Annotated in this window: 24 protein-coding genes and 3 pseudogenes; 11 read left to right on the forward strand and 16 right to left on the reverse strand. The window is 65.3% G+C overall.

From position 1 onward, the window contains the following. Positions 1 to 262: 262 nt before the first annotated feature. From E1298_RS00005 to E1298_RS00025, 5 genes are all read right to left on the reverse strand, one after another. Positions 263 to 586 carry a hypothetical protein gene (locus tag E1298_RS00005; RefSeq protein WP_131888612.1) on the reverse strand — a complete coding sequence of 108 codons (324 nt, stop codon included), beginning with the start codon at positions 584 to 586 and terminating at the stop codon, positions 263 to 265. Between the two features lie 349 nt (positions 587 to 935). Next, positions 936 to 1,289, reverse strand: coding sequence for a hypothetical protein (locus E1298_RS00010; protein WP_131888613.1), 354 nt, complete (start codon positions 1,287 to 1,289; stop codon positions 936 to 938). 101 nt (positions 1,290 to 1,390) lie between these two features. Beyond that, positions 1,391 to 1,600: a hypothetical protein gene (locus E1298_RS00015; RefSeq protein WP_131888614.1), complete on the reverse strand. Its 210-nt coding sequence runs from the start codon at positions 1,598 to 1,600 to the stop codon at positions 1,391 to 1,393. A 38-nt stretch (positions 1,601 to 1,638) separates the two neighbouring features. Next, complete coding sequence (locus tag E1298_RS00020; RefSeq protein WP_131888615.1) at positions 1,639 to 2,226, reverse strand: hypothetical protein; 588 nt, start codon at positions 2,224 to 2,226, stop codon at positions 1,639 to 1,641. Between the two features lie 114 nt (positions 2,227 to 2,340). Beyond that, positions 2,341 to 2,724: a hypothetical protein gene (locus tag E1298_RS00025; RefSeq protein ID WP_131888616.1), complete on the reverse strand. Its 384-nt coding sequence runs from the start codon at positions 2,722 to 2,724 to the stop codon at positions 2,341 to 2,343. A 384-nt stretch (positions 2,725 to 3,108) separates the two neighbouring features. Between E1298_RS00025 and E1298_RS00030 the strand changes: the two genes are divergently transcribed. The 5 genes from E1298_RS00030 (at position 3,109) to E1298_RS00050 (ending at position 7,781) form a co-directional block, all read left to right on the forward strand. Continuing rightward, on the forward strand, positions 3,109 to 3,453 hold the full coding sequence (locus E1298_RS00030; RefSeq protein ID WP_131888617.1) for a putative quinol monooxygenase: 345 nt from the start codon (positions 3,109 to 3,111) through the stop codon (positions 3,451 to 3,453). Next, entirely contained in the window at positions 3,446 to 4,672 is a 1,227-nt protein-coding gene (locus E1298_RS00035) for a helix-turn-helix domain-containing protein (protein WP_131888618.1), read from the forward strand. The genes E1298_RS00030 and E1298_RS00035 overlap by 8 nt, the downstream gene beginning before the upstream one ends. Positions 4,673 to 5,012: 340 nt before the next feature. After that, the gene (locus E1298_RS51640; RefSeq protein ID WP_424923047.1) at positions 5,013 to 5,444 is read left to right on the forward strand and encodes an HIT family protein; all 432 of its coding nucleotides are present in this window, start codon (positions 5,013 to 5,015) and stop codon (positions 5,442 to 5,444) included. Positions 5,445 to 5,763: 319 nt separating this feature from the next. Then, positions 5,764 to 6,012 carry a hypothetical protein gene (locus E1298_RS00045; protein ID WP_131888620.1) on the forward strand — a complete coding sequence of 83 codons (249 nt, stop codon included), beginning with the start codon at positions 5,764 to 5,766 and terminating at the stop codon, positions 6,010 to 6,012. A gap of 944 nt (positions 6,013 to 6,956) precedes the next feature. Continuing rightward, the gene (locus E1298_RS00050; RefSeq protein ID WP_131888621.1) at positions 6,957 to 7,781 is read left to right on the forward strand and encodes a hypothetical protein; all 825 of its coding nucleotides are present in this window, start codon (positions 6,957 to 6,959) and stop codon (positions 7,779 to 7,781) included. A gap of 263 nt (positions 7,782 to 8,044) precedes the next feature. Here the strand turns inward: E1298_RS00050 and E1298_RS49210 are convergent, their stop codons facing one another. From E1298_RS49210 to E1298_RS00070, 5 genes and pseudogenes are all read right to left on the reverse strand, one after another. Beyond that, positions 8,045 to 8,338 (reverse strand): hypothetical protein, encoded by a 294-nt coding sequence (locus E1298_RS49210; protein ID WP_207944359.1) that lies wholly within the window; start codon positions 8,336 to 8,338, stop codon positions 8,045 to 8,047. Then, entirely contained in the window at positions 8,305 to 8,691 is a 387-nt protein-coding gene (locus tag E1298_RS49215; protein ID WP_341770582.1) for a LacI family DNA-binding transcriptional regulator, read from the reverse strand. Before E1298_RS49215 ends, E1298_RS49210 begins: the two co-directional genes overlap by 34 nt. 41 nt (positions 8,692 to 8,732) lie before the next feature. Next, positions 8,733 to 9,766 (reverse strand): annotated as a pseudogene (locus tag E1298_RS00060) (IS630 family transposase). Positions 9,767 to 9,860: 94 nt separating this feature from the next. Next, on the reverse strand, positions 9,861 to 10,211 hold the full coding sequence (locus tag E1298_RS00065) for a hypothetical protein (RefSeq protein WP_131888623.1): 351 nt from the start codon (positions 10,209 to 10,211) through the stop codon (positions 9,861 to 9,863). A gap of 221 nt (positions 10,212 to 10,432) precedes the next feature. Further along, entirely contained in the window at positions 10,433 to 10,696 is a 264-nt protein-coding gene (locus E1298_RS00070; RefSeq protein ID WP_131888624.1) for a Clp protease N-terminal domain-containing protein, read from the reverse strand. Between the two features lie 1,199 nt (positions 10,697 to 11,895). Here E1298_RS00070 and E1298_RS00075 point away from each other — a divergent pair. Beyond that, positions 11,896 to 12,444: a tyrosine-type recombinase/integrase gene (locus tag E1298_RS00075; RefSeq protein WP_165975204.1), complete on the forward strand. Its 549-nt coding sequence runs from the start codon at positions 11,896 to 11,898 to the stop codon at positions 12,442 to 12,444. Here E1298_RS00075 and E1298_RS00080 read toward each other — a convergent pair. The 5 genes and pseudogenes from E1298_RS00080 to E1298_RS51650 form a co-directional block, all read right to left on the reverse strand. Continuing rightward, on the reverse strand, positions 12,404 to 13,672 hold the full coding sequence (locus tag E1298_RS00080) for an outer membrane protein assembly factor BamB family protein (protein WP_131888626.1): 1,269 nt from the start codon (positions 13,670 to 13,672) through the stop codon (positions 12,404 to 12,406). The genes E1298_RS00075 and E1298_RS00080 overlap by 41 nt on opposite strands. Positions 13,673 to 13,827: 155 nt before the next feature. Next, positions 13,828 to 14,076 (reverse strand): transposase, encoded by a 249-nt coding sequence (locus E1298_RS51645; RefSeq protein WP_243725323.1) that lies wholly within the window; start codon positions 14,074 to 14,076, stop codon positions 13,828 to 13,830. 49 nt (positions 14,077 to 14,125) lie between these two features. Continuing rightward, positions 14,126 to 14,680 carry an IS5 family transposase gene (locus tag E1298_RS00085; protein ID WP_243725326.1) on the reverse strand — a complete coding sequence of 185 codons (555 nt, stop codon included), beginning with the start codon at positions 14,678 to 14,680 and terminating at the stop codon, positions 14,126 to 14,128. A 437-nt stretch (positions 14,681 to 15,117) separates the two neighbouring features. After that, positions 15,118 to 15,798, reverse strand: a complete 681-nt coding sequence (locus tag E1298_RS00090; RefSeq protein ID WP_424923042.1) for a transposase — start codon at positions 15,796 to 15,798, stop codon at positions 15,118 to 15,120. Further along, positions 15,723 to 15,929: pseudogene (locus tag E1298_RS51650) on the reverse strand (transposase); the annotation flags it as partial. The pseudogene E1298_RS51650 and the gene E1298_RS00090, both read right to left, overlap by 76 nt. A 398-nt stretch (positions 15,930 to 16,327) precedes the next feature. Here E1298_RS51650 and E1298_RS00095 point away from each other — a divergent pair. The 3 genes from E1298_RS00095 (at position 16,328) to E1298_RS00105 (ending at position 18,127) form a co-directional block, all read left to right on the forward strand. Then, positions 16,328 to 16,777, forward strand: a complete 450-nt coding sequence (locus tag E1298_RS00095) for a hypothetical protein (RefSeq protein WP_131888627.1) — start codon at positions 16,328 to 16,330, stop codon at positions 16,775 to 16,777. A gap of 637 nt (positions 16,778 to 17,414) precedes the next feature. Continuing rightward, positions 17,415 to 17,906: a DUF2975 domain-containing protein gene (locus E1298_RS00100; protein WP_131888628.1), complete on the forward strand. Its 492-nt coding sequence runs from the start codon at positions 17,415 to 17,417 to the stop codon at positions 17,904 to 17,906. Beyond that, a complete protein-coding gene (locus E1298_RS00105; protein WP_093903458.1) occupies positions 17,906 to 18,127 on the forward strand; it encodes a helix-turn-helix domain-containing protein in 222 nt (73 codons plus the stop codon). Before E1298_RS00100 ends, E1298_RS00105 begins: the two co-directional genes overlap by 1 nt. A 199-nt stretch (positions 18,128 to 18,326) precedes the next feature. On the opposite strand, the pseudogene E1298_RS00110 reads toward E1298_RS00105, so the two are convergent. Then, a pseudogene (locus E1298_RS00110) lies at positions 18,327 to 19,098 on the reverse strand (transposase family protein). Between the two features lie 434 nt (positions 19,099 to 19,532). On the opposite strand from E1298_RS00110, the gene E1298_RS00115 reads away from it, so the two are divergent. Further along, positions 19,533 to 20,192 (forward strand): DUF4360 domain-containing protein, encoded by a 660-nt coding sequence (locus tag E1298_RS00115; RefSeq protein WP_131888629.1) that lies wholly within the window; start codon positions 19,533 to 19,535, stop codon positions 20,190 to 20,192. Between the two features lie 30 nt (positions 20,193 to 20,222). Beyond that, positions 20,223 to 20,882: a DUF4360 domain-containing protein gene (locus tag E1298_RS00120; protein ID WP_131888630.1), complete on the forward strand. Its 660-nt coding sequence runs from the start codon at positions 20,223 to 20,225 to the stop codon at positions 20,880 to 20,882. Positions 20,883 to 21,065: the final 183 nt, after the last annotated feature.

The raw sequence follows: 21,065 nt of genomic DNA on the forward strand, positions 1-21,065 counted from the left end.
GCCGCGCCGCGAACCTGCAGGTCAGCTGCGTCACCCAGCAGGGCATCCCGGTCAAGGTCCGCGGCGTGGTCATCTACAAGGTCGGCGACGACTTCGTCTCGATCGCGAACGCGGCGCGGCGCTCCCTTCTCCCCTCTCGCGGGGGGATCGGATGACGAGGGGTCCGGGGCGTCTGGCACCGGGTGAGACGGCCCTGCCACCGGCGCGAACATCTGTCGCAGCGGGGCGGGGCCGCCCGGACTCGGGGTCAGCTCAGCTCCGGTCAGGCGGCCAGCCCGTCACCGGCCGCAGGAATCAGGGCATTCAAGGTCCCCGCCGGTAGCGGCTTGCCCGGCCCAGCGGTCTCGCGGGCGACCGAGAAGCGCCACCACTCCCCACCCCGGTGCCGGGCGGCCACGAACGCGCGCACCAGCGGGACATGGTCGTGGGCGGTGTCGCGGTCCGGGAACGGGCCCAGCACCAGCGCCGATTCGGCCATCCGGGCACTGGTGCGCACCGAGACGTAAAACCCGGCCACCGGCTCGGGCCGTGCGACGGACGCGCGGTCAGCAAGGTTGGTGGGTAGTCGGGCAGGCATGCCGTTCATGGGCGAAGGGGTCCTTTCGGGACGGGTCTCGCAACGCCGTCAGGCCCGCCCGCCGGGGCGGCGGGGCGGGCCTGACGCGTGTGCGTGCCGGGCGGTCGGGGCCGCTCCGGGGTGGGCTAGTTGTTGTTGCCGGTCTTGTCGCCCTTGGCGTCGTAGGCGTCCCGGACGCTCTTGGGCTCACCGTTCGGCCAGGTCGAGGACTTGCCCTGGGTGGGGTTGTCGGCCATCGTTGGGGCCTTCCTTCCTGATAGGAGGGGCCCGGGACGTCACTGCTTGCCGGCGTCGGCGTCCCGGGCATCGGGGGCGGGCAGGTACTCACAAGCCGCGCACGTCAGAGCGCGCCGCGCGCTCAGCACGCCACCGCGACCTGGACGTTCTCCTGGTAGGACTGCCGGGCCTGATGAGCGGCCCACGCCGCATCACGCACCCGCGAAAACCCGTACTCCACCCCGGCGACGACGAACTCCACCGACTGGGCATGATCGGTCTCGCCGCGGTCGAACTCGATCCCCGCGGCGGTCAGCGCGGCCACAGCCTGCTCGATCGTCTCGGCGGCCTCGGCCTCGGTACCACCCAGGGCGAAGCTCATCCGCCCAAACTCGTAGTACGGGATATCGGGTTGGTCCTCCAGCAGGTCGGCCAGCAGCCGCAGACCGGCTATGTAACCGGCCCGCGTCCGATCACGATCGGCAACGATCACCATGAGAGAGGTTCCTTTCCTTCGGGGGGACACGACAGACAGCGCCCTGACCTGGTCCAGGCCGGGGCGCAACAGACGACAGGGCAGGTGGTAGGGGTGGGGCGTCACGCCTTACCGACGTCGCCGTCCCGGATCGGAGGCAGCTCAGAGCCCTGACCAGGAGGCGGGCCGGTCAGCACGACGTCGAGATAGCGTCGGACACCGCTACCACGCCGGTTCGAGTACGGGGCCGAGACCTCCCCGACCGCGCAACCGGAGCCGGACATCTCGGTCAGCAGGCCGGCCAGCGCGGCCACGTCGTCGGCACCGCCCAACAGACGCACCTTCACCAGCCGCAACCGCGGGCCGCTCACTACCCGCCACCGATCGGCGTCTTGTCCAGCGCGGCCAGTACCGGCGCCAGCCGCTCGTCCAGCACCCTGATCAGCCGCTTCACCGCGCACTTGGCATCCCGCACGCTCACCTGATCGGGCGCGTCCTGCGGGAGGTACAGATCGGTGGCGGGCAGGTGGAACAGCAGCAGCGTGCTGGACAGCATCGCGGGCTGCCGCATCACCGCGGCGTCCTCGGGGAGGTGGTAGCCGCGGACGTCCTGCCAGCTGGCGTCACGCGCCCAGTCGGCGAACCCCTGCACACCGGCGAGCGCGGCCGGCCGCGGCACCGCCACCTGCACATGCGCGATCAGCGAACCGTCACGCTCGCTGAAGGTGAAGTCCACCGACCGCACCCGCTCGGCCGTCCAGTCCAGGTACGGCGGCGCCATCGTCGGCGACGTGGCCACCTGCCACGCCGACCGGGCGAACAGCGCCGGATCCCCGGTCACCTGGTTGTCTTCCCAGTCGGCGAACAGCTTGGGATACCGGCGCAGGTACACCCCGTACCGGCTCACACCGTCCGACGCGCGCTCGCGGTCGTCGGCGTCATCGAAGCGAAACATCATGGGCAATCTCCGTCCTCCCCGCTCGCTCGGCGGGGACGATCACACGCGGACAGGGACAAAGCAGCGCCCCGGCCGCGAAGTCGTGGGCGGGGCGCCAGGAAGGGGGCCGCTGCCTCAGCAGGCGGCGGTCATCTGGGGTCGCGGCTGACATCGCCGCGCGGCGATCTGATGGACCGCCGGTGCTATCGGTGGGGCCTGCTGATACTCATCGCGCGGGACGCGAGCGATCGCACGGGCATGAGCAGCCGCACCGGCGCGCAGTTCTTGCAGATCCTCGGGCGTGAGGTCGGCGAACACTCTCTGGTGAGAACCGGGGCACTTGGGCGACTCGGACTCATCCGGCCGAAGCGGATGGGCCTTGACCTGCCCGCGCTTCCACACCTGCCAGGTGCCGCAGTCCCCGCACACCAGCCGGGGGCTCCGGCCCGTCGACATCGAGATCTGGTCTAGAGGAATCCGGCTGGCCAGCAGAGTGCGGCGGCCGTTGTTCGAGGTCATGCACGTCTCCAAGGGGAACAGACAGGACTTGCGTTCTCCGCCCGCCACGGGCACACCCGGCACAACCAGGCGGCCATCCATGACGGACAGACAGCACACGGCCGTCTGCGGGGCGCTGCCACAACCGACGCGATCCGGGGACTGAATCGACCCGGACACCTACTGGTTCCGCGCTCGGCCACAACGCCATGTGAAGTTGTCCGGACCAGCCTGTGGCGGTCCGTACCCGTACTGGTAGTGCGAGTACCCACATCTTCAGTGCGAGTGTCGATACAAGTCAAGGGAAACCCGCAAGAAAAATGTGGGTGAGGCGACCTAGTACCTTCAGTGCGATCACGCATACGCTGAACGGGTACCGCAACTCGGCAGGTCAGGAGCAGTCCCATGACAGACGCAGGCTCAGGCTTCGCGCTGGTCGTCCGCTTCACGCTTCACCCGGACATGGCGGAGGAGTTCGACCGGCTCACGGCTCAGACGGTCGCGCATATCCGGACAGAGGAGCCTGGAACCCTCCTCTACTCGTGCCACCGCGTTCAGGGCGCGTCAGACCAGCGGATCTTCTACGAGCTCTACCGAGATCGCGCGGCGTTCGACGCTCACGAGCGGTACGAGCACGTGCGCCAGTTCCTCGCAGCAAGGAAGCGCCTGATCAACACTGTGGAAGTCGACTTCCTTGACTACGTCGACGGCAAGACCCCGATCCTGGACGACGGATCGTCGGATGACTGAGACACAAGAGGTCGGCAAGCAGGTCGCGCATCACCGGAAGCGGCTGGGACTGTCTCAAGTCGAGTTCGCTGGCCTGATCGGGCGATCCGAAAGCTGGGTCTCGCAAGTCGAACGAGGGGTCAGATCCATAGACCGGCTGTCCGTCCTGCAAACGGTCGCCGATGCATTGAGCGTCTCGGTGGCGGAGTTGCGAGGCGGGACCGATGTGGAAACGCCAGCGATCGATGAACGCCCCGAGGGGTTTGAAGATCTCCGCCTTGCCCTCACTGGACATCCGGCCATCTTCGCCGTACTCGGCCATGACAATCACCAATACTCCGAGCAAGACGTTCAAGATCTGAGTGAGCGCCATGGCGGCGTCTGGGAGATGGTGCATGGCAGTCGATACACCGAACTGGCCCCAACCTTGGCTGAGCTGATCACAGATCTTGAACTCGCCGTGCGGCTTGCGGGTAGTGAAGATCTACGCCGCAAGTCACGAGAACTCCTTGCAGACACCTACCAGGCCGCTGCCGCGATGATGGCCAAGTTGTCTGAGAATGATGCGGCGTGGATTGCGGCAGACCGGGCGGCTTACCTAGCTGAGATGCTTGATTGGCCCCTCGAAACAGCTGCGAGTCTCTTTCGCATGGCTCATGTCTTCTTGAGCCTTCGCCAGACCTCACAAGCTCAAAAAGTTGCCGCCGACACGGCCCAAGCTCTCTCCCGGCGTATCGACGGTGAGCCCGAGGTTGAGGCATTGTCTCTGTACGGTGCATTTCACCTTGTATTGGCCGTGGCTCTCGCCAGGGACAATGAGCGTACTCAGGCATATGAACACCTCGAAACGGCGAGGCGTACCGCTCAGCGAATCGGGGAGGACCGCAACGACTTCGGTACCGAGTTCGGGCCTACCAACGTCGCGATTCACGCGGTATCGATTGCCGCTGAACTAGGCGACGCTGGTCACGCCCTAGAACTGTCCCACGAGGTCGACCCCTCGAATCTGTCCGCAGAGCGACAAGCCAGGTTCGCGATCGACATAGCGTATGCCCATTCAATGCGGAGGCAGATTGGTGAGGCATTGCGCGCCCTGGAAAAGGCTGAAAATCTCACGCCGGAACAAACTAGAATGCACAGAGTCGCCCGAGACGTGGCACGCGATCTCATCCAGCTTTCTGGCTCGCGCCCTCGCCCAGAACTACGCGATCTAGCGGAACGATTCGGTGTTCTGCCGTAACACAAAAGGCCACGCCGCTACAAGGAGCGGCAGGGGCCTTGATGTGCCATCGCCGATGGGTGGCTCACGGTTAAGACGGTGCGCACCCGCAAAAGATCCCTCGTGCAGAATCTCGACGCTGTGGAGAAGCGCAACTACTTCGCCTAGACTCAGGAATTCCTATCGTCGAGATGTGGGATGTTGATTACGACCAACAAGAGCGGACCCTGCAGGCGGCGTGTGACCTCTATGCGGGCGATCAGCACGAGTTCGCATACGAGTGGAATGAAGAGGGCATAAAGTCATGAGCCACCAATGGCCTGAAGATTGGCAACAACTGACCCGAGGAATCGGCTGCGAGATGTGCGATTCGACTCGGCCGGAGAGTGACAAATATGGCATCAGAATACGAGCTACCAAGCTTACCGATGCCGTACTACAGCGCGCGAATATTCAGCGCGGATATACGCTGGTTATCTGGCGCGGTCGGCACGTGAATGAGCCCACGGAACTATCACACGATGAGGCTTCGGCGTATTGGGAGGATGTACTGATAGCCGCTCGGGCCCTGATTAGGCACTACCGTCCCCTTAAGATGAACTATGAGACACTAGGGAACAGTCTCCCACATCTCCACACTCACCTTATCCCCCGCTATCCGCAGGATCCTGCACCTGGGCGCCCTTTTCCTCTGCTTCCACAGGATGGCTCAGAACCTCTTATCCCAGAAGAAGAACTACAGAAGGATGCCTCAACTCTCCGCCGTTTGCTTGGCTACGACTCCACAGAGTGACACACACTTGACCTTGGTGCCTCCTGGCGACCGGCCGCGGCACGTGTTCCTGGCACGGCAGCGAGGCCCGGCTGACACACGCCAGCTCGCTAGCCGCAGGTGCGCCGCCGCCACGGCCACAGAGGCTTCCCAACACTGCGCCATAGGAGTTCGCTTGGGAGAGCAACCTCCGGAGGCTTACCGTGGGAAGGGACAAGCCTGCGCAATGCGGGACCTGTAACGGGCAGGGCGGCTGGTGGGAGTTCGGCAACGGCCAGCCAGGCAAGGCCAAGCCGAAGCAGTGGATCAAATGCCGGGACTGCAACGGGAGGGGGACGAAATGAGCGCCGACCCGTGGGAGGGGCCGACCTGCTCCGAGTGCAAGGGCCGGGGCGACATCGTCCTCACCCGGGGAAACCACTGGCTGAGCGTCGAATGCGCCGACTGCCACGGGACGGGCCTCGCCGACGCACCACCCCCACCACCCCGATACCGGCCGGACGGCTACCGGATCCCCGAAGACGGCGAAGAGTACGACCCCGACCTACATGGGCCGATCCCCTCGTCCCGATGGGAACGGCCTTCGTAGTGAACAGGCCCGCAGACCCCCCACCGCGGGGGCAACACGGCAACGGATCCACCGTGCAGCCCGCTCCACCAGCGGCACGAGCATCCCTGGGTTGGCCGCGTTTGTCCTAGGCGCTCACGAGGGCGCCAAAGAGCGCGTCCGACAGCGCGCCGAACACCACCGCCAGCACCGCAACGACCCGCCGCCCCCCAACCAGCCCAGCCAGAGCATCACTCCGGTTTCCGGTGGGCTCCGCGGCCTCGGCCGTCGCAAGTAGTGCCGCTTCGAGGTTCGTCAGCTGGTGCGCTTCTGGAAGCTTCGAACGCTGGGAGCGTGAGTGGGAGCGGAGCACTCCCGCGAGGTGCGGTCAGAGGTGGTCAGAGTACGGGCCGCTAGGTACCCGCATCAGCCCTGACCTGGTTAAGCATCGATGACCGGCAACGTCCGGCCTTGGACGTGCCCTGTTGTGGTCAAGGTTGTCGCCCACTCATGAAGCCCGCTCCGTCGAACCTGTGCGGACCTTCCTCACGAGGCTTCAAGGCGGCCCGAGTACCGGGCCGCACGCTCCGCCGACTCGGCGCCTGGCCCTTCGCCTCTGCTTGGGCGCCGGCTACGGGACCAGGCTGACACCGGTCGGCAGGCGCGAAGACCAGCAGAAGTCACGGGGCCGCACGAAGACGAAGACCAGTCACGGGGCCGAGCTGGCCGCGCCCGTGCTGCTGGCCGGTTCCCGACTTGCGCGGGGACCCCGCGCGGGGCCTCACGACGGGCCAATGCGGGCAGGCGGCAGCGCCAGCCCGTTCGCCGGTCCCGGCTACGAGGCCCCGCCCCACACAAGTCCGGAACCGTCCAGCTCACCGACCACGATGCTGGGCCGAATACTGTGTGATCCGCGACAATAGCCGGTAAGCTAACGAGGACTCAGAACGGCAGGGATCGAATTAATTTAAAAGAAAGTTCAAACGATGAAACGACTAAAGAGTTTCTGGTCGAACCTAGATTCCTTAATGAAAGTTACATGGGTCACGTTATGGATAATCGGTGCAATCCTCGTGTTTTTGGGTTTATGGGGCGACAATACAGGATTTTGGGAAGGGAAGTCTTTTTCAACTAACCTAATTTCCTCCATGACTGGAGCAGCATTTGGAATACCGCTGGCTCTTATTTTTCTTCAAGGTTTGACCGCACGTCAAACCGAGTTGCTCGAAATGCATTCAGCTAAGCGCCTGGCGCATCAAGTTGCCCAAGAGATTGTGCAAAACTCAATTGAACTTATGCCGAGCGGCATCGAAGAAGTAGAGAATGTCTCGGAAAATCTTGCCGCGATGAGTTCAGAGATTCGCGAAATTGCGAAAGACCGTCACGACCAAGAAGAAGCGAGTCGGATCCATCAAGAGCTCAGCAACATAGTCACAAATTGGCATCAGCTATGCATTATTCCTGGCGGTACTGCAACCGAAGGACTCTATGAGATTGAACAACAATGGTCCTACTTCAAACAGGAAGTATATGCACGCATAGTTGAAATAAAAGGCGCCTGGATAGAACCCTCTCTTCAAAGTAATATCGACAAGAGTATTGCCAAACTCAAGCAGCATGGTCAATTTGACGAAAACGAACTCCACCTCCTGGACATTATTGATATAAGCGCGCTAGATGATATAGCTGAGACAACGTCAAACAATCTCAAGCGATTGGCATGGGACGTCTCAACTATTAGGGATATTCTTCGCGATGTTGTGCAATTCAATGAATATGTAACAATACTGCAAAGAAGCTGGGATAATTGATACTAGTCACGCCATTGTCGGCTACCGGTTCGCGCCTTGCGCGGACTCCTACAAGTTGACGCTTAAGCGTCAACGCAACCCCACTCCTGGGGACCAGATGGGGACCACACGCTATGCATCGCACTGCACGAGCCTCTGAGACACACACGACGAACACACGTTCGAATATGACTCTGAGCTGCACAAAGCTCTCCCCCGCCGTCCTGGGGGTCAAGGGGTCGTGGGTTCAAATCCCGCCGTCCCGACACAGGCCAGGACCGCTTTCAGGGCCTGGCCCGGAGGACTGCAACGGCCTCCTGTGGGAATTCTATGGGACGACCTTGAGGTCGTCCCATTTCCTTCGCCAGGGAACGAGCTCGCAGCAGCTCGTCCAGAGCAGCCACCGGCGAGCCGGGGGCCATGGCGAGCCGAGCGGCCAGGGACTGCTCCCACTGCCCGGTCAGCTCGTGCTCCCGCATCTTCGCGATGACATGGGTGTAGCGGCGCTGCACCGAACCGTCCTCGTGTCCCATCCGCTCGTCGATCAGAACCGGCGGGATCCCGTCCCGTTCCAGCATGGTCCGATGCGAGTGGTGCAGACCGTGGGGGTCAACCCCTCGGCGAGCGGCACCCAGCACGCCTCCGCCCGACCCTGGGAGCTTCGTCCTCGCACCGGACGCCCAGGCTGTGGCTTCTTCTGCGGATACCAGCCCGACACCGCCGGGGCGAAAACCCATGTCGCAAACCCCGAACGACGCCAGTCCGGTGCGCCGGGAGCGGCGGCCGGTGTCGTTGTCGAGGGCGTGAACCCCAGTGCGGCGATCGCCGCCTGCACCCGCTCCCGTGTGTCCTCCGCCACACGATGGGGGTGGTTGAGGACGTTGAAGACCGTCGCAGGACTGACCTTCTTCGCACGCCTGGCCACATCCACCAAACTTCACAGCGCCCCGCTGCGGCGCTGTCTGTCGGCCGCTAAGCGGCATTCCAGAAGTTGTGTTCGTAACCGGGTGGGAGCCAGGGGCTGGTCCAGGGCGCGGCGGCGGTCAGCATCTGGTCGGGGGTGTGGGTGCGGAAGAAGGCGTGGATCTGTTTCAGGCGGCCGGGTCAGCTGACGGCGGTGTTGGCGATGTGGTTCTTCAGCGCCGCCCAGATCCGTTCGGCTGGGTTGTCGTGTGGGCTGTGGCGCGCTCCGTACAAGATTTCGATTCGGGGATGTTCGCGCAGGTGGGCGGTGACGGCTTTGGCGTGGTGGATGCTGTCGTCGTCGCAGATCACCACGATTGCCGGGGCGCGGGGGAACGCCTGCTCCAGCATGGTCAGCAGTGCGATGAAGTCGGCCGCGCAGCGGCGCCCGAGCCGGTAGAGGCATGGGCCGGTGGTGACCTCCATGGCGCCCAGCACGGTGACCTGCCGGTTGGTGCCCGGGGTGGGAATCAGCGGACGGACGGTGCGTGGTGTCCAGGATGCCCGCACGTGCGGCAGCAGGTGCAGGTGCGTCTCGTCCTCGACCCACACCACCGAACGGCGCGGCAGCTCGATCAGCCGGGCCACGATCGCGGCGACCACGTGGTCGTGGTCGGGGTCGCCGCGGGCGATCAGCTTGGGGCGCCGCCACACCGCGACCTGGCGGACCCGCCGGTACAGGGTGCGGCGGCTGAGCTTGGGGCGGCCCAGGTACCGCCACAGCCGCGGCACCGTCCAGGGCCCCGGACGGGCCAGGAGCGCGGCGATCCGCCTGGTCAGCCGGCGCCCGCCCAGCCGCGGCCGCCCCGGCCGGGGCCGGTCGATCAGCCCCGCCGGTCCTTCGGTGTTGTACCGGTCGATCCAGCGCCGCACCGTGACCGGATGGCACTCCAGCAGCACCGCGATCTCCGCGGCGCTCAAGCCGTGCAGCGACGGCAGCACCATCACCGCCCGCAGCGCCGGGCGCCATCGTCCCCGCAGCAGCTCCCGCAGTTCCTCGGCCGGCGTCCGGGGGCGTTGGCGAACACGGTGGGCGGGCGCATACTGACCACGACCTCGCCGGGTGGTTGGAGGGTGTAGACAACCTCGATCCAACCTCCGGCGAGGCCCCTGTCAACACCCTGCGCCCCCGCGACCTCACGCCAGGTTACGAACAGAACCTATGGAATGGCGCTTAGACACGTAGCGTCTGCCATGGCACGGGCAGGGCTTGGGCGCCTTCTGAGCAATGTGGTCGGACACCAGCTTGGACAGCCAAGCAGGCAGGTCCACGTTACGGTAGGAGTCGTCTTTGGGCAGGATTTGGTGGAATACCCCCTCATCGTCCTCCCAGAGCTGCCATTCGACACGTATAACGCCGGGCCGTGCGTACTTGACCTCCAGTTCGATCAGCTCCGCCCAGTGCAAACCGGTGTAGTAGTCCAGCAGGATCATCCCTAGTTCGTCCTCGCGGCCGGTCAGGACGTTCGCCCGCTCAGCGATCAGCAACGCACGGAGACTCCCGGTGATCACCTTCTCTGGAGGCATATCCCTGGCCGTTGCTGGTCTGGTGGCGGAGGCGGTATCGGCGCGGCCGGGGACCTGCCCAAGGCCAGGAGGTCGTCTAGGTCGCCGATCACGCCCTGCTGACACCGCCGACGGCGAAGCCGAAGCGCTCGGCGAGAACGGCGACCTGGACGAGGGTTCATGTTCAGGTAAAGCGGGCCGCCTCAGGGATCGGTCTCGTCGTCACTCGACGAGCGTAGATACCCTGCGGAGGTCATCAGCGCGACGATTTCGGCGTCGAGGTCATCGAGATCGATCTTTGTCGAGAGTATTTGGGTAGGTATCGCATTCTTATCGCGCAGTAGAGCCAAGAAGAGATGCTCGGCGCCAGCGTGCGGATGCCCCATCCGCCTGGCCAGGTCATCGGCAGCAGTGATGGTCCGGAGGTAGCGGGGTGTGTGTATCGGCCCCGGGTCGCTGTTCTCCATTTCTGCCCTTTTGAAGTCGCGGTTGCGTCGCCTGCACTCTACTTCGCATGCGGTCGGCGTGGGTCTTCGGTGTTGGCGAACGCGGGGAGAACGCTCAACGCCTGTCCAGGACGATGGACCGCACCCTTGGCAGGGGGCGGTCCATCGAACCTGCTGGTGGGTCTAGGTGCTGCTGGGGCGCGTTAAAGCAGCGCTATCCACCACATTTCTCCGACGGCGGGCACAAGCCTGCACTCCCACCAGTGCCCTTTGTAGGACTTGCGGGCGCCGTCTTCCCAGCCGTTGCAGCGTCCTGGCGGGGACGACCTGAGACTGCTCGGGGATGTCTGGCCGTGCAGGACCGTGGCCTGGGCTGCGGTCTCGGCGGATGCTGGAGCGGCCATCAGGCCTCCGGCGAATGTGGTGACCGCGGCAGCGGTTACCAGCGTACGTACCAAGGTGGGACGAATTCGCTGCATGGATTTCCTCTTTCGGAAGGTAGGTAGATTCACGGGGGTAATCGTGAACGTGTCGCAGCAGCTCATGCGGCTGCTGTGGCTAGGCGGACTACATAGTCCTTGCCATGAGGTGAGCTCTTGTTGGGGTCGGTGAAGGGGACAGCGCCACCCCGCCAACGACGGGCTCGCCCCGATCACGTTCGAACGTCAGATAGCAGAAGCACGGAGAACATCAACGACCCAGCTCAGGGCCGAAGTGGCATAACACCGTCTCCACGCTTCGAGGGGATTGACATTCCCTGGCCGGGCTCGGCGGGCCCGAAACCGCCGTGCAGATCTGGCTGCGCGCCTACGCCAGCCCCAACACCCGCGACGCCTACCGCCGCGACATCGGCCGTTGGTTCGCCTGGTGCCGCGACACGGCATCGACATCACCGACGCTCGCCGCGGCGACGTCGACGCCTACCGCACCGAACTCGATGACCACGACCCACCCCTCGGCGCACACACCAGACGCCACCGCATCGCCGTCATCTCCTCCTTCTACGGCTACTGGACCGCCGAGGACGCCGTCCCCCCGCAACCCCGCCGCACACGTCCGCCGACCACCCCAACCCGACGAACCCAGCAGCATCGCCCTCAACCGCCAACAGGCGATCGACCTCCAAGCCGCGGCCGACGCTGACGGCCTGCGCTCGGCGATCGTGGTGCGGCTGCTACTCGAAACCGGCATGCGGGTGTCGGAACTGTCGGGCCGCGACCGTGCCGGTCACGCCGGAGACCGGACATCTGATCGACGCCTACCTGGACGGTCGCACCGACGGGCCACTGCTGCGCACTTCCGGCGCCAAGAGTGACGGCGTCCCGCAGCCCTTGGACCGCAAGTACATCCGAAGCCTGCTGCGCCGCCTCGCCGCCGAGGCCGAGCTTCCGCAGGAGGTGCTGGAGGCGATGCATCCGCACCTCCTGCGGCACATCGTTGCCACCCTGCTGGACGAGGAGGGCGCGACCGTCCAGGAGATCCAGCAGCTGCTCGGCCATGCCGACCCACGCACCACCCAGGGCTACATCAACAAACGCCGCAACCTCGCCGCCTCCCCCGGTCTACGTCATGGCCCGCCTGCTCACCACCACCTGAATGGGAGTTTCGTCCTGTATCTCTGGTGTCACAGAGGCAGGACAAAACTTCCAATTAGTGGTGGGCGCCTTCCCAGGCGCCCACCACTGGGCCGTTGCCATTCGCGGACTCGTCCGGGGCGATCGTGGAGCCTTACCCGGTGGCTGGGTGCGCCTGGGTGCCTTCCGAGGTGACCAGGCCATAACCGGGCACGGCGTCGGTCACGGCGAGCGCCGCGTCACCGGTCACAACGTCGGCGCCGCTACGTGCGTCAACCACTACATCGCCGTTCTCAGCGTGACCGTAGACAGCGCCGTGGAACGCGCAGGTCACATCGAAAGCCATGCGGCCGGCGGCCTTATCGGGAAGCGACCACAGACGGCGGCCGGAGCGGGCATCGAACGCCAGCGTTTGCTCGGGAGCGTCTCCGCTGATCCCGGCGGGCTCGGTGCACACGATGGTGTCTCGTTGATCGAACTTGCACACGAAATTCTTGCTGCCGAGTCGGCCGAGCGGGGTCAGCGTGGCGACCTTCTTCCCGTCGGCGGTGTCGAACAGCGCGTCCCGGTCGTCTTTCGAGGTGTGCACCACCACCCGGCCGGATCCCGCCATGACCAGCTCCGGGATCTGACCGGCAAGGGCCGTGCGAATCTCCGGACCTGACCAGAGGGACGTCCCGTCGCGGCTGCGCAACGCGACCAGGTTCGATGCCCACTGGTCGTCTCCAGACCGGAAGCCCACGACCTTGTCGCCATCGACTCCGCGTGGAACGACCTCGTCCTGCTTCCACAGCACCGTCCCCGATTGAGCGTCCACGGCCACGGTGTATCCCACGTTCACGATCACGCTTACGCCACTGCCGTCGCGGCCCGCTCCCACAATCTTCGGTGGGAGCGCGGAAGAGGGCGCGGGGCCCGCCCGGTGCCAGCGGGTTCGGCCGGCAGGGTCGACCGCGAAGACCTGGGTCTGTTCCGTGTCCTGCTGTGTGCCGGTGCCCTCGGTGACGGTGTCATAGGCGGCGATGATCAAGACTTGGCCTTGCCGGTCGGTCACCGCGGCCGGAGCCGGAGGATCCTCTTCGGTCATCGGCCCGCTGGTGAGGTTGGTGGCGCCGGGCAGTCCGACCGACCAGCGACGCGCCCCGGTCGCGAGGTCGGTCGCCACCAGCGCACTGCCTTCCTCGGTTTCGGCGTAGGAATAGGCGGTATCTTTGACGACTGCTACCGGACCGGTGCCTACCTGTACTCCCTTGGCCGAGAACCGGCGTGGCGGATCGTAATAGTGAGCGGGCCGACCGTTGCCCGAGGACGCAGCCAGCGGCGGTGTCTTCTTGTCACGCGACGGCGACTTCGAGGAACAGCCGGCGTTGGTCAGTATCGATGCCGCGACCGGCAACATCAGCAACATCGCCGGTACCTTCATACAGTCTCCTCTTCACGTACGTCCCGATTGAGTGGGCACACGCACGTTAAAGGAGGCAGTGGAAGGATTGTAGCGAAAGGTCGAAAATGATTGGGTGTGGATCGCCTACTTGTCGCCAAGTGAACGAAAGCGTGCCAGAGGGCGTCTGAAAAGGGTCAGGGTGGCCGACCGGTGAGGCGGTGGAGCAAGATCATGTTCGCCGCCGGGTAGATGACGTTCTCCGAAGCGACGGCGAGGTACTCGTGGTCCTTGGACAGGCGCCGATACTTGCCCATCCAGGCGAAGGTCCGCTCCACCACCCAGCGGCGGGTGACCAGGCGAATCGCGGTACCACCGGTGGCGAGCTGCCCACCTTGCGCCAGGTGCTTCGGAATCCGCCGTCGCGGCGGGCGGACGATCTGCACGGTGACCTGCAGGACGTCGCGGGCCCAGTCGGTGAAGTCCTGGCCGCGGTTAGCCCTGGTCGGCCCACACGTGCCGCAACCGCGCGAACGGTTCGCACGCTCGCCACAAAAGCACCACAGCTCCGTCCCGGTCGCCGACACTGGCCGGGCTCACGCACGCCAGCAGCACGTCGCCGCAGGCGTCCACCAGCAAATACCGTTTGATCCCGGGCGCCTTCTTGACCCCGTCGTAGCCGTGCAGCCCGCCCCGGTCGGTGGTCCGGACGCTCTGCGGATCGATCACGCCCGCGCTGGGCATCGGGTCGCGGGCCGCGCCGAGCCGATCGCGCTCGCGCAGGTAAGCCGGCATCTGCTCCCACCGGCCCTCGATCCGCCAGACCCGCCAGACCCGCCAGTAGTGGTAGATGGTCTGCCAGGGCGGCAGGTCGTGTGGCAGCAGCCGCCACGCGCATCCCGCCCGCAGCCAATACGCCAGCACGTTGATGATCTCCCGTCGCAAGTGCACCGCCGGCCGACCACCCGGCTGGGGCGCCGGGACAAGCCCGGCGATCAGTTCCCACTCGGCATCGGATAGATCGGTCGGGTAAGGGCGACGCTCGACCATCACCGCGCTGCGCGCTCACGGCGCGGCAACCACCAGCATGCCCCGCCACGGTCCTGACCCTTTCCAGACGCCCTCTAATCCGAAACTTGGTCACATTCTGAGGGGCCCTCCAGTCCGGTCGCCGCCTCCTCAGCCCCGCCGCGTTGACCCGCGACAATCCACGAGGACCATGATCCCGGATCAGCTGATCGGAGAAGTTGGGAGGAGCAGCGGGTCACGCTGCGGCTGCAGGACGCGCTGCGCGCCCAGGTCCGCCAGGCCGAAGGGCGGGACACCGACCCATCGGCGGGGATCATCGACCTCCAGAGTGTGAAGGCCACCGACACCATCGGCCGGGACACCCGAGGGTATGACGCGGGCAGTGACGTTGAAGGTAAGCCGGTCGACGATCGCGCCGTCATTCCAAATGAGATGACGTCTAAGAGCTGCTAACAGAATCAGCGGACGAGTCTTCGCCAGCAGATGATGGCGGCGGCGAGGGCCATGAGGGCTTCGTGGATGTCGTCTCGGATCTCCCAGCGGATGCGCAGGCGCTGGAACCAGTGGAGCAGGCCGATCGTCCGCTCGACGACGTAGCGGTGGACGCCCAGTCCGGACCCGTGGGCGACGCCACGGCGGGCGATGCGGGGTTTGATGCCCTTCTTTTCAGACCAGCCGCCGGTACTTGTCGTGGTCGTAGCCGCGGTCGGCGAATAGGCACTCGGTCGGCGGGGTCTGCCGACGCGGCCGCGGATCGGCGGCACTTTGTCGAGCAGCGGCAGCAGCCGGGTGACATCGTTACGGTTGCCGCCGGTCAAGATGAGGGCGAGCGGGGTGCCGTGGCCGTCGGTGAGGACGTGATGTTTCGAGCCGGTCCGTCCTCGATCGACCGGGCTCGGCCCTGTTCTGGGCCGCCCTTCATCGCTCGGACGTGCGAGCTGTCGATCACCGCCTTGGACCAATCGAGCTGGCCGGCGGTGTGAAGTTCTTCCAGCAGGAGCCGGTGCAGCCGCGTCCAGACCCCGGCCTCGTGCCACTCGGCCAGACGCCGCCAGCACGTCATCCCCGACCCGAACCCCAGCTCTTGGGGCAGGAACTCCCACCGGATCCCCGTATGCAGCACGAACAAGATCCCGCACAGCACCTTCCGATCATCCAGCCGCTTGCGTCCGGTGTGACGCTTGCGCCGCTCGACCTTCGGCAGCAGCGGCTCGACCCGCTCCCACAAGCTGTCGGCCACAATCCACGGGGGCTGCTCGCCTGCACGCATGCCCTCACACCACACCCGACATCACCACACGTCGCGCTACATGCTCATTCTATTATGAACTCTAAGGCCACCGCCGGCCCCAACAGCCTGGGCTCCAGTGTCGGCGTCACCGCCATAGGGCACCGCACCGCCGGGTGGGGTCAAGGGAGAACGTCTTGACCCCGCCCGGCGGCGCGCTGAGCGGAGCGCAGTGACGCCGCCCCTGAAGCACGGAGACGTCGACGACGCGCCAGCCCACCGTCCCCGCTCATGCGACGCAGGCTCCCATGACTCTGTACGCGAGAACGGGCGCGAGCCGTGATCGACACCGAACTGCCCTTCTGACCGCCATCGGTCGCTGTGCCCTCCCTTCTCCCGCCGAGGGAGGGCACGGCCGGCCCGTGTCGAAAGGACATCCGTTGAACGAGAACGCCGCGATCATCCCCCAGCGATCGCTGTTTCATCTAGCGGAGATCCCGCCCGCCGACCGCGACCACGCATACGCGCGCATCGCCAGCCACGCCGCGGCAGCCTGGGAACAGCGCACCGCCCCGTTCGCCGCGTGGAAAGAGGACGGGCCCATTGTGCGGGAGAGCCACGCCATCATCGCCGCCCTGATCGACTTGCTGCTCGGTGGACAGGTCGGCGACGACGCCGAGGCGCTCGCCGGCCTGTTGATCGGCGGCTACTACGAGCCCGACGCCGTCCTGGTCGAGGAGATCATCAGCGCCTACGTAGCCGAGTTCGACACTGGTGCACCTCAACTGCCCATGGTGCGCATCAACGAAGATGCCGTGCAGTGCCCGGTCTGCGGAACCGGAGGCAAGATCTTCAAAGTTGCGCATAGCGTCCAGCACGACAAGCTCTAGGTCGAGCACGGCCGCCTGAAGATCACCGTCGATGGGAACGCAGCCCGCAAGGTCGAGCAGGGCGGGTACGTCTGCGATGACCGCCAGGCGCCTGCGGGCCTATGGCCCTACCGAGATCGAACTTCAGCAGTGATCGTCGGGGGTCGGCGAAGACTCGATCGCCGGGGTTGGAAAGTCCTTCATGGGGATCGCGAACGACCTGCTCAACCGGGGAGACCAGTCACCCGCCCTAACCGAAGGTCGCGAGGTCTTGGCGGCATAGCCAAGCACCCGGGACCCGGGGTCCGCTCGCCTCGCGGCGGCTCGGCCGGCCCCAGGTCCCGGATGCACGGGGACGCCTCTAAGCCTTTGCGACCTTCGAAGAGTGCTATGCCTGCTCAACCCCGTGTCGGACATCGCGTAGTCATCCACGATCGGAAACGGCATGGCGGCCAGGGCTTCGGCGTAGTCGGGTGGCGTCCGATCTGTGTCAAACGAGGCCGACTTCGACAAGATCAAGACGGTTCGCGCAACCGCCATGGGAGGTGGTGTCGTCCCCGCCACGATGCGAAACCGCTGCCCACCCTCCGACCCGACCCTTGCGTTCATCTATCGAAGTTCGATAGATTACCATCGTAATTCGATGGAAGGGTGGGCCATGGGAAAGCTGGCAGTGCGCGCGCTGCGCGCCGTGCTCACGGTGGTACTCACCGGCACCGTGTTCGTACAGGCATTGATGGTGTGGACGTTGGTCAGCGGGAACGACCCGGAGGACGGGTCGCTCCCGCTGACCCCGCTGCGCGTGATCACGATCCTGGGCATCGGGGCGGTCCAGGTCACCCTGGTCTGCATTTGGCGGCTGGTGACGATGGTGCGACGCGGAACCGTGTTCTCCCACGCCGCCTTCCGGTACGTGGACGTCATCATCGGCGCGATAGTGGCGGCTGCCCTCACGTGGTTCGCGGTCACGGTCCTCAATGCGCCGGGCCAGCGGGACGACCCGGGCGTCACCGTCATCATGGGCGGGGTTGGCGTGGCCATCCTGGGGGGCGCGCTCCTGGTGCTCGTGCTGCGGATGCTGCTCGCCCAGGCCGTCGCGCGCGACGTCGAAGCGGCGCAGATGCAGGCCGAGCTGGACGAGGTGATCTGATGCCGATCGCCGTCGACATCGACGTGATGCTGGCCAAACGGAAGATGTCCGTAGGCGAGCTCGCGGACCGCGTAGGGATCACGCCCGCCAACCTGGCGGTACTCAAGAACGGCCGCGCCAAGGCCGTGCGCTTCACCACCCTCGCCGCGCTCTGCGAGGTGCTCAAGTGCCAGCCGGGCGACCTGCTGCGCTGGGAAGCCGAGGACGCCGCGGGCGGATGACGTGCCCCAGGGCGGACGTGAAAACGCCAGGCACCACCGGCCCATGACACCGCACGTAGACCGCATGGACGCAGGTCGCCGATCACCCGCAGCACCGTCCCGACCCCGTAGGGTAGATTCCGGTTGGCCCGCACCGCAAAGATCATGGAGTTCTCGACGCCCCGTGATCCGAGTGGAAGACCGTGAGTCGTTTCCATCCTCAGTTGGGGTGATGGTGCAGGGTGAGGATCGCCTGGACGGTGGCTGTCAGCCGAGCCGGTGAGCGGCGTGCCTTGCGGAGAATGTGCCATCCTTTGAGGGTGGCGGCGCCCTGCTCTCCGAGCGCCCGGATTTTGGTGTGGTGGCGGTTGAACAGTTTCTTGCGTTTGCCGGGCTTGCCGCCCTTGTGGCGGCGGTAGGGGGTGCCGATTGCGCCGTCAGCGCCGATGTATCCCCTTGTCGGCGTAGCAGGCGATCGCCCACCGGGCGAGGGCATCGACGATGCCGTGGACGCGAGCGGCGGTCAGGTCATGGGTCGAGCCGGGCAGCGCCGCCGATGCCCGGATCAGGCGGCCGTGCGGGTCGGTGAGGAACTGGATGTTCACACCGTGCCGCCGGTGCTTGCCGGAGAAGAACAGCCGGTCATCGGTGCCTGAGAGCCGATCGATCGGCACCGGTGTGCCGTCCAGGGTCACATGAGCCTTGCGGGCCGCGATTCGCATTGCTTGGCGCAGGTCGGGCGCCAGAGCGGCGAGCAACTCGACGACCTCGGTGACGTAGCGGTGGGCGGTGGCCAATCCGACGCCGAACGCGGCGGCCGGGGCGGGGAAGGTCTCGTTGCGCCGCAGATGCACCAGGGCCAGTAGGGCCTGGCGTTCAGGCGGCAGCGCCCGCCATCGAGAGCCGATCCGGCGGCGGTGTTCCCGGACGAGTCCGGCCACGAGTCTGCGGGACGCGGGCGACAGATCCAGCGCAGCGCGGTAGAACAACACTGAAGCTCCTGGTGGTGCGGGCAAGTCTTGGTCGACTCCGCATCTACCAGGAGCTTCACTCTTTGGTGATCACAACCGGCAGACCGCATCCAACTCGTGACCAGACCACCCAGGATGGAAACGGCTCAATGCTTACGTTCCGACTGCTCACCGCCCTGCATAATGTCGGAACGCTTGCTGGAACGATCCTTTTCTGGAATATTGACGCTCCATAGTCGATGATCAAGATAGCAAAACGCTCTTGCTTGCCAATAGAACGCATTCTGAAATTGGTTGAAAACCTGCGATTGACAGCACTTGACACGAAAGTTACTCTCCGTTTAGATCCTGGATCCACCTCTATTGCAGTGCCCGCTCAATCCGGATATCCGATGCCCCGCCTCTTTGGCCACCGAAGAAATAGCCACGCCCACTCTTCAGCGTAGAGGAATCGCATGCGTAAGGGTATCTTCATTTCCACCGCCGCCGCTGCCGCCGCTCTCACCATGACCGCGGCGTCCGTCGCCCCCGCCACCGCCGCGTCCGAGGAATTTCTCGCACACGGCCCCAACGGAGTCACCATCAGCATCGCTACCGTCAACGGCTCCGGATGCCCGCCCGAAACCGTCGCGATCGCCCTGTCGGCCGGCCACGACGCGTTCACCGTCACCTACAGCAAATACCTGGCCCAGGCGGGCGGCGCATCCGCACCCACCGACGCCCGTAAGAACTGTCAGATCAACATGATCGTGCACGTTCCGCCGGGCTTCACCTACGCCATCTCGTCAACGGACTACCGCGGCTACGCCGGCTTGCAGAAGGGCGCGAACGCCACCCAGCTCGCCAGCTACTACTTCCATGGCGATCCACGCCCCAGGCAGTACTCGCATTCCCTGTCCGGCCCCTACAAAATGAGCTGGAAGACCACCGACAAGCCGGATGTGTCCCAGCTCGTTTACAAGCCGTGCGACGAGGAGCGGAGCCTCAACATCAACACCGAAGTGCGTGTGGACCTTGGAACCTCTGACCCTGCGAAGGTCAGCTTCATCGCCGTGGACTCCGCCGACAGCACCATCAAGACGACCTACCACTTCGCCTGGAAGCGCTGCCCGTAATCCAAGTACCCCCACTGAGGAGAAGAAGCCATGCGCAAGAGAGTGACTGCTGCGGCAGCCTGTCTGTCCGCTCTGGCGCTGTCCGCGGGTACGATCCCCGCGGCGTCGGCGGCAACGCCCTCGGACCCACCGCCCGCCGGATCGATCACCATTCGGGTCCTCACGGTGAATGGCTCCGGCTGCCCCGCCGGAACCGCCGCGGTGTCCACGGCCCGCGACAACACCGCATTCACCGTCACCTACAGCAACTACGTGGCTCAGGCAGGCGGAGAGTCCAACCCCACCGACTCCCGCAAGAACTGCCAGATCAGCCTCGGCGTTTACGTCCCGCAGGGATTCACCTACGCCATCGCCAGTGCCGACTACCGCGGCTATGCGCACCTGGCCGACGGCGCCTCCGGGCTGGAACGCGCGACCTACTACCACCAGGGCATGGTGCAGTCGCCGCCCCTCAGCCACACCATCCGCGGCAAGTTCTCCGACAACTGGCAGTTCACAGACAGCACCCCGGTCACCGAACTGATCTGGAAGCCCTGCGGTGAGACCCGCAACTTCAACATCAACACCGAACTGGGCGTCGACAAGGGCAACTCCAAGCCCGAAGAGACCAGCTTCATGGCCTTCGACTCCGCGGACGGCGGCGTGAGGAGCATCTACCACTTCGAATGGAAGAAGTGCCTCGGACGCTGACCCGGTCGACCAGGTCGTGTCCTCGTCCGGAAGGGTGCGGCCCGGCCACAGAAACCTCACTCGGCGGGCAGGGACCGCGTTCTTGAGATGAGTGAGACTGCGGCGCCGGGCACAAGTCACCTCAGGGCGATGGGAGGAATTCCTTACCTTCCGGTCCACTATCCCCGCCCTCACACCGAGCAT

The sequence above is a fragment of the Actinomadura rubrisoli genome (assembly GCF_004349215.1).
Taxonomy (GTDB): domain Bacteria; phylum Actinomycetota; class Actinomycetes; order Streptosporangiales; family Streptosporangiaceae; genus Spirillospora; species Spirillospora rubrisoli.

What these genes read in the sequence shown, in the direction of transcription:
- E1298_RS00005 (WP_131888612.1), bottom strand. Translation starts at nt 586, where the DNA reads ATGAACGGCATGCCTGCCCGACTACCCACCAACCTTGCTGACCGCGCG.
- E1298_RS00010 (WP_131888613.1), bottom strand. Translation starts at nt 1,289, where the DNA reads ATGGTGATCGTTGCCGATCGTGATCGGACGCGGGCCGGTTACATAGCC.
- E1298_RS00020 (WP_131888615.1), bottom strand. Translation starts at nt 2,226, where the DNA reads ATGATGTTTCGCTTCGATGACGCCGACGACCGCGAGCGCGCGTCGGAC.
- E1298_RS00025 (WP_131888616.1), bottom strand. Translation starts at nt 2,724, where the DNA reads ATGACCTCGAACAACGGCCGCCGCACTCTGCTGGCCAGCCGGATTCCT.
- E1298_RS00030 (WP_131888617.1), top strand. Translation starts at nt 3,109, where the DNA reads ATGACAGACGCAGGCTCAGGCTTCGCGCTGGTCGTCCGCTTCACGCTT.
- E1298_RS00035 (WP_131888618.1), top strand. Translation starts at nt 3,446, where the DNA reads ATGACTGAGACACAAGAGGTCGGCAAGCAGGTCGCGCATCACCGGAAG.
- E1298_RS51640 (WP_424923047.1), top strand. Translation starts at nt 5,013, where the DNA reads ATGTGCGATTCGACTCGGCCGGAGAGTGACAAATATGGCATCAGAATA.
- E1298_RS00045 (WP_131888620.1), top strand. Translation starts at nt 5,764, where the DNA reads ATGAGCGCCGACCCGTGGGAGGGGCCGACCTGCTCCGAGTGCAAGGGC.
- E1298_RS00050 (WP_131888621.1), top strand. Translation starts at nt 6,957, where the DNA reads ATGAAACGACTAAAGAGTTTCTGGTCGAACCTAGATTCCTTAATGAAA.
- E1298_RS49210 (WP_207944359.1), bottom strand. Translation starts at nt 8,338, where the DNA reads ATGCTGGAACGGGACGGGATCCCGCCGGTTCTGATCGACGAGCGGATG.
- E1298_RS00070 (WP_131888624.1), bottom strand. Translation starts at nt 10,696, where the DNA reads ATGGAGAACAGCGACCCGGGGCCGATACACACACCCCGCTACCTCCGG.
- E1298_RS00080 (WP_131888626.1), bottom strand. Translation starts at nt 13,672, where the DNA reads ATGAAGGTACCGGCGATGTTGCTGATGTTGCCGGTCGCGGCATCGATA.
- E1298_RS00085 (WP_243725326.1), bottom strand. Translation starts at nt 14,680, where the DNA reads ATGGTCGAGCGTCGCCCTTACCCGACCGATCTATCCGATGCCGAGTGG.
- E1298_RS00100 (WP_131888628.1), top strand. Translation starts at nt 17,415, where the DNA reads ATGGGAAAGCTGGCAGTGCGCGCGCTGCGCGCCGTGCTCACGGTGGTA.
- E1298_RS00105 (WP_093903458.1), top strand. Translation starts at nt 17,906, where the DNA reads ATGCCGATCGCCGTCGACATCGACGTGATGCTGGCCAAACGGAAGATG.
- E1298_RS00115 (WP_131888629.1), top strand. Translation starts at nt 19,533, where the DNA reads ATGCGTAAGGGTATCTTCATTTCCACCGCCGCCGCTGCCGCCGCTCTC.
- E1298_RS00120 (WP_131888630.1), top strand. Translation starts at nt 20,223, where the DNA reads ATGCGCAAGAGAGTGACTGCTGCGGCAGCCTGTCTGTCCGCTCTGGCG.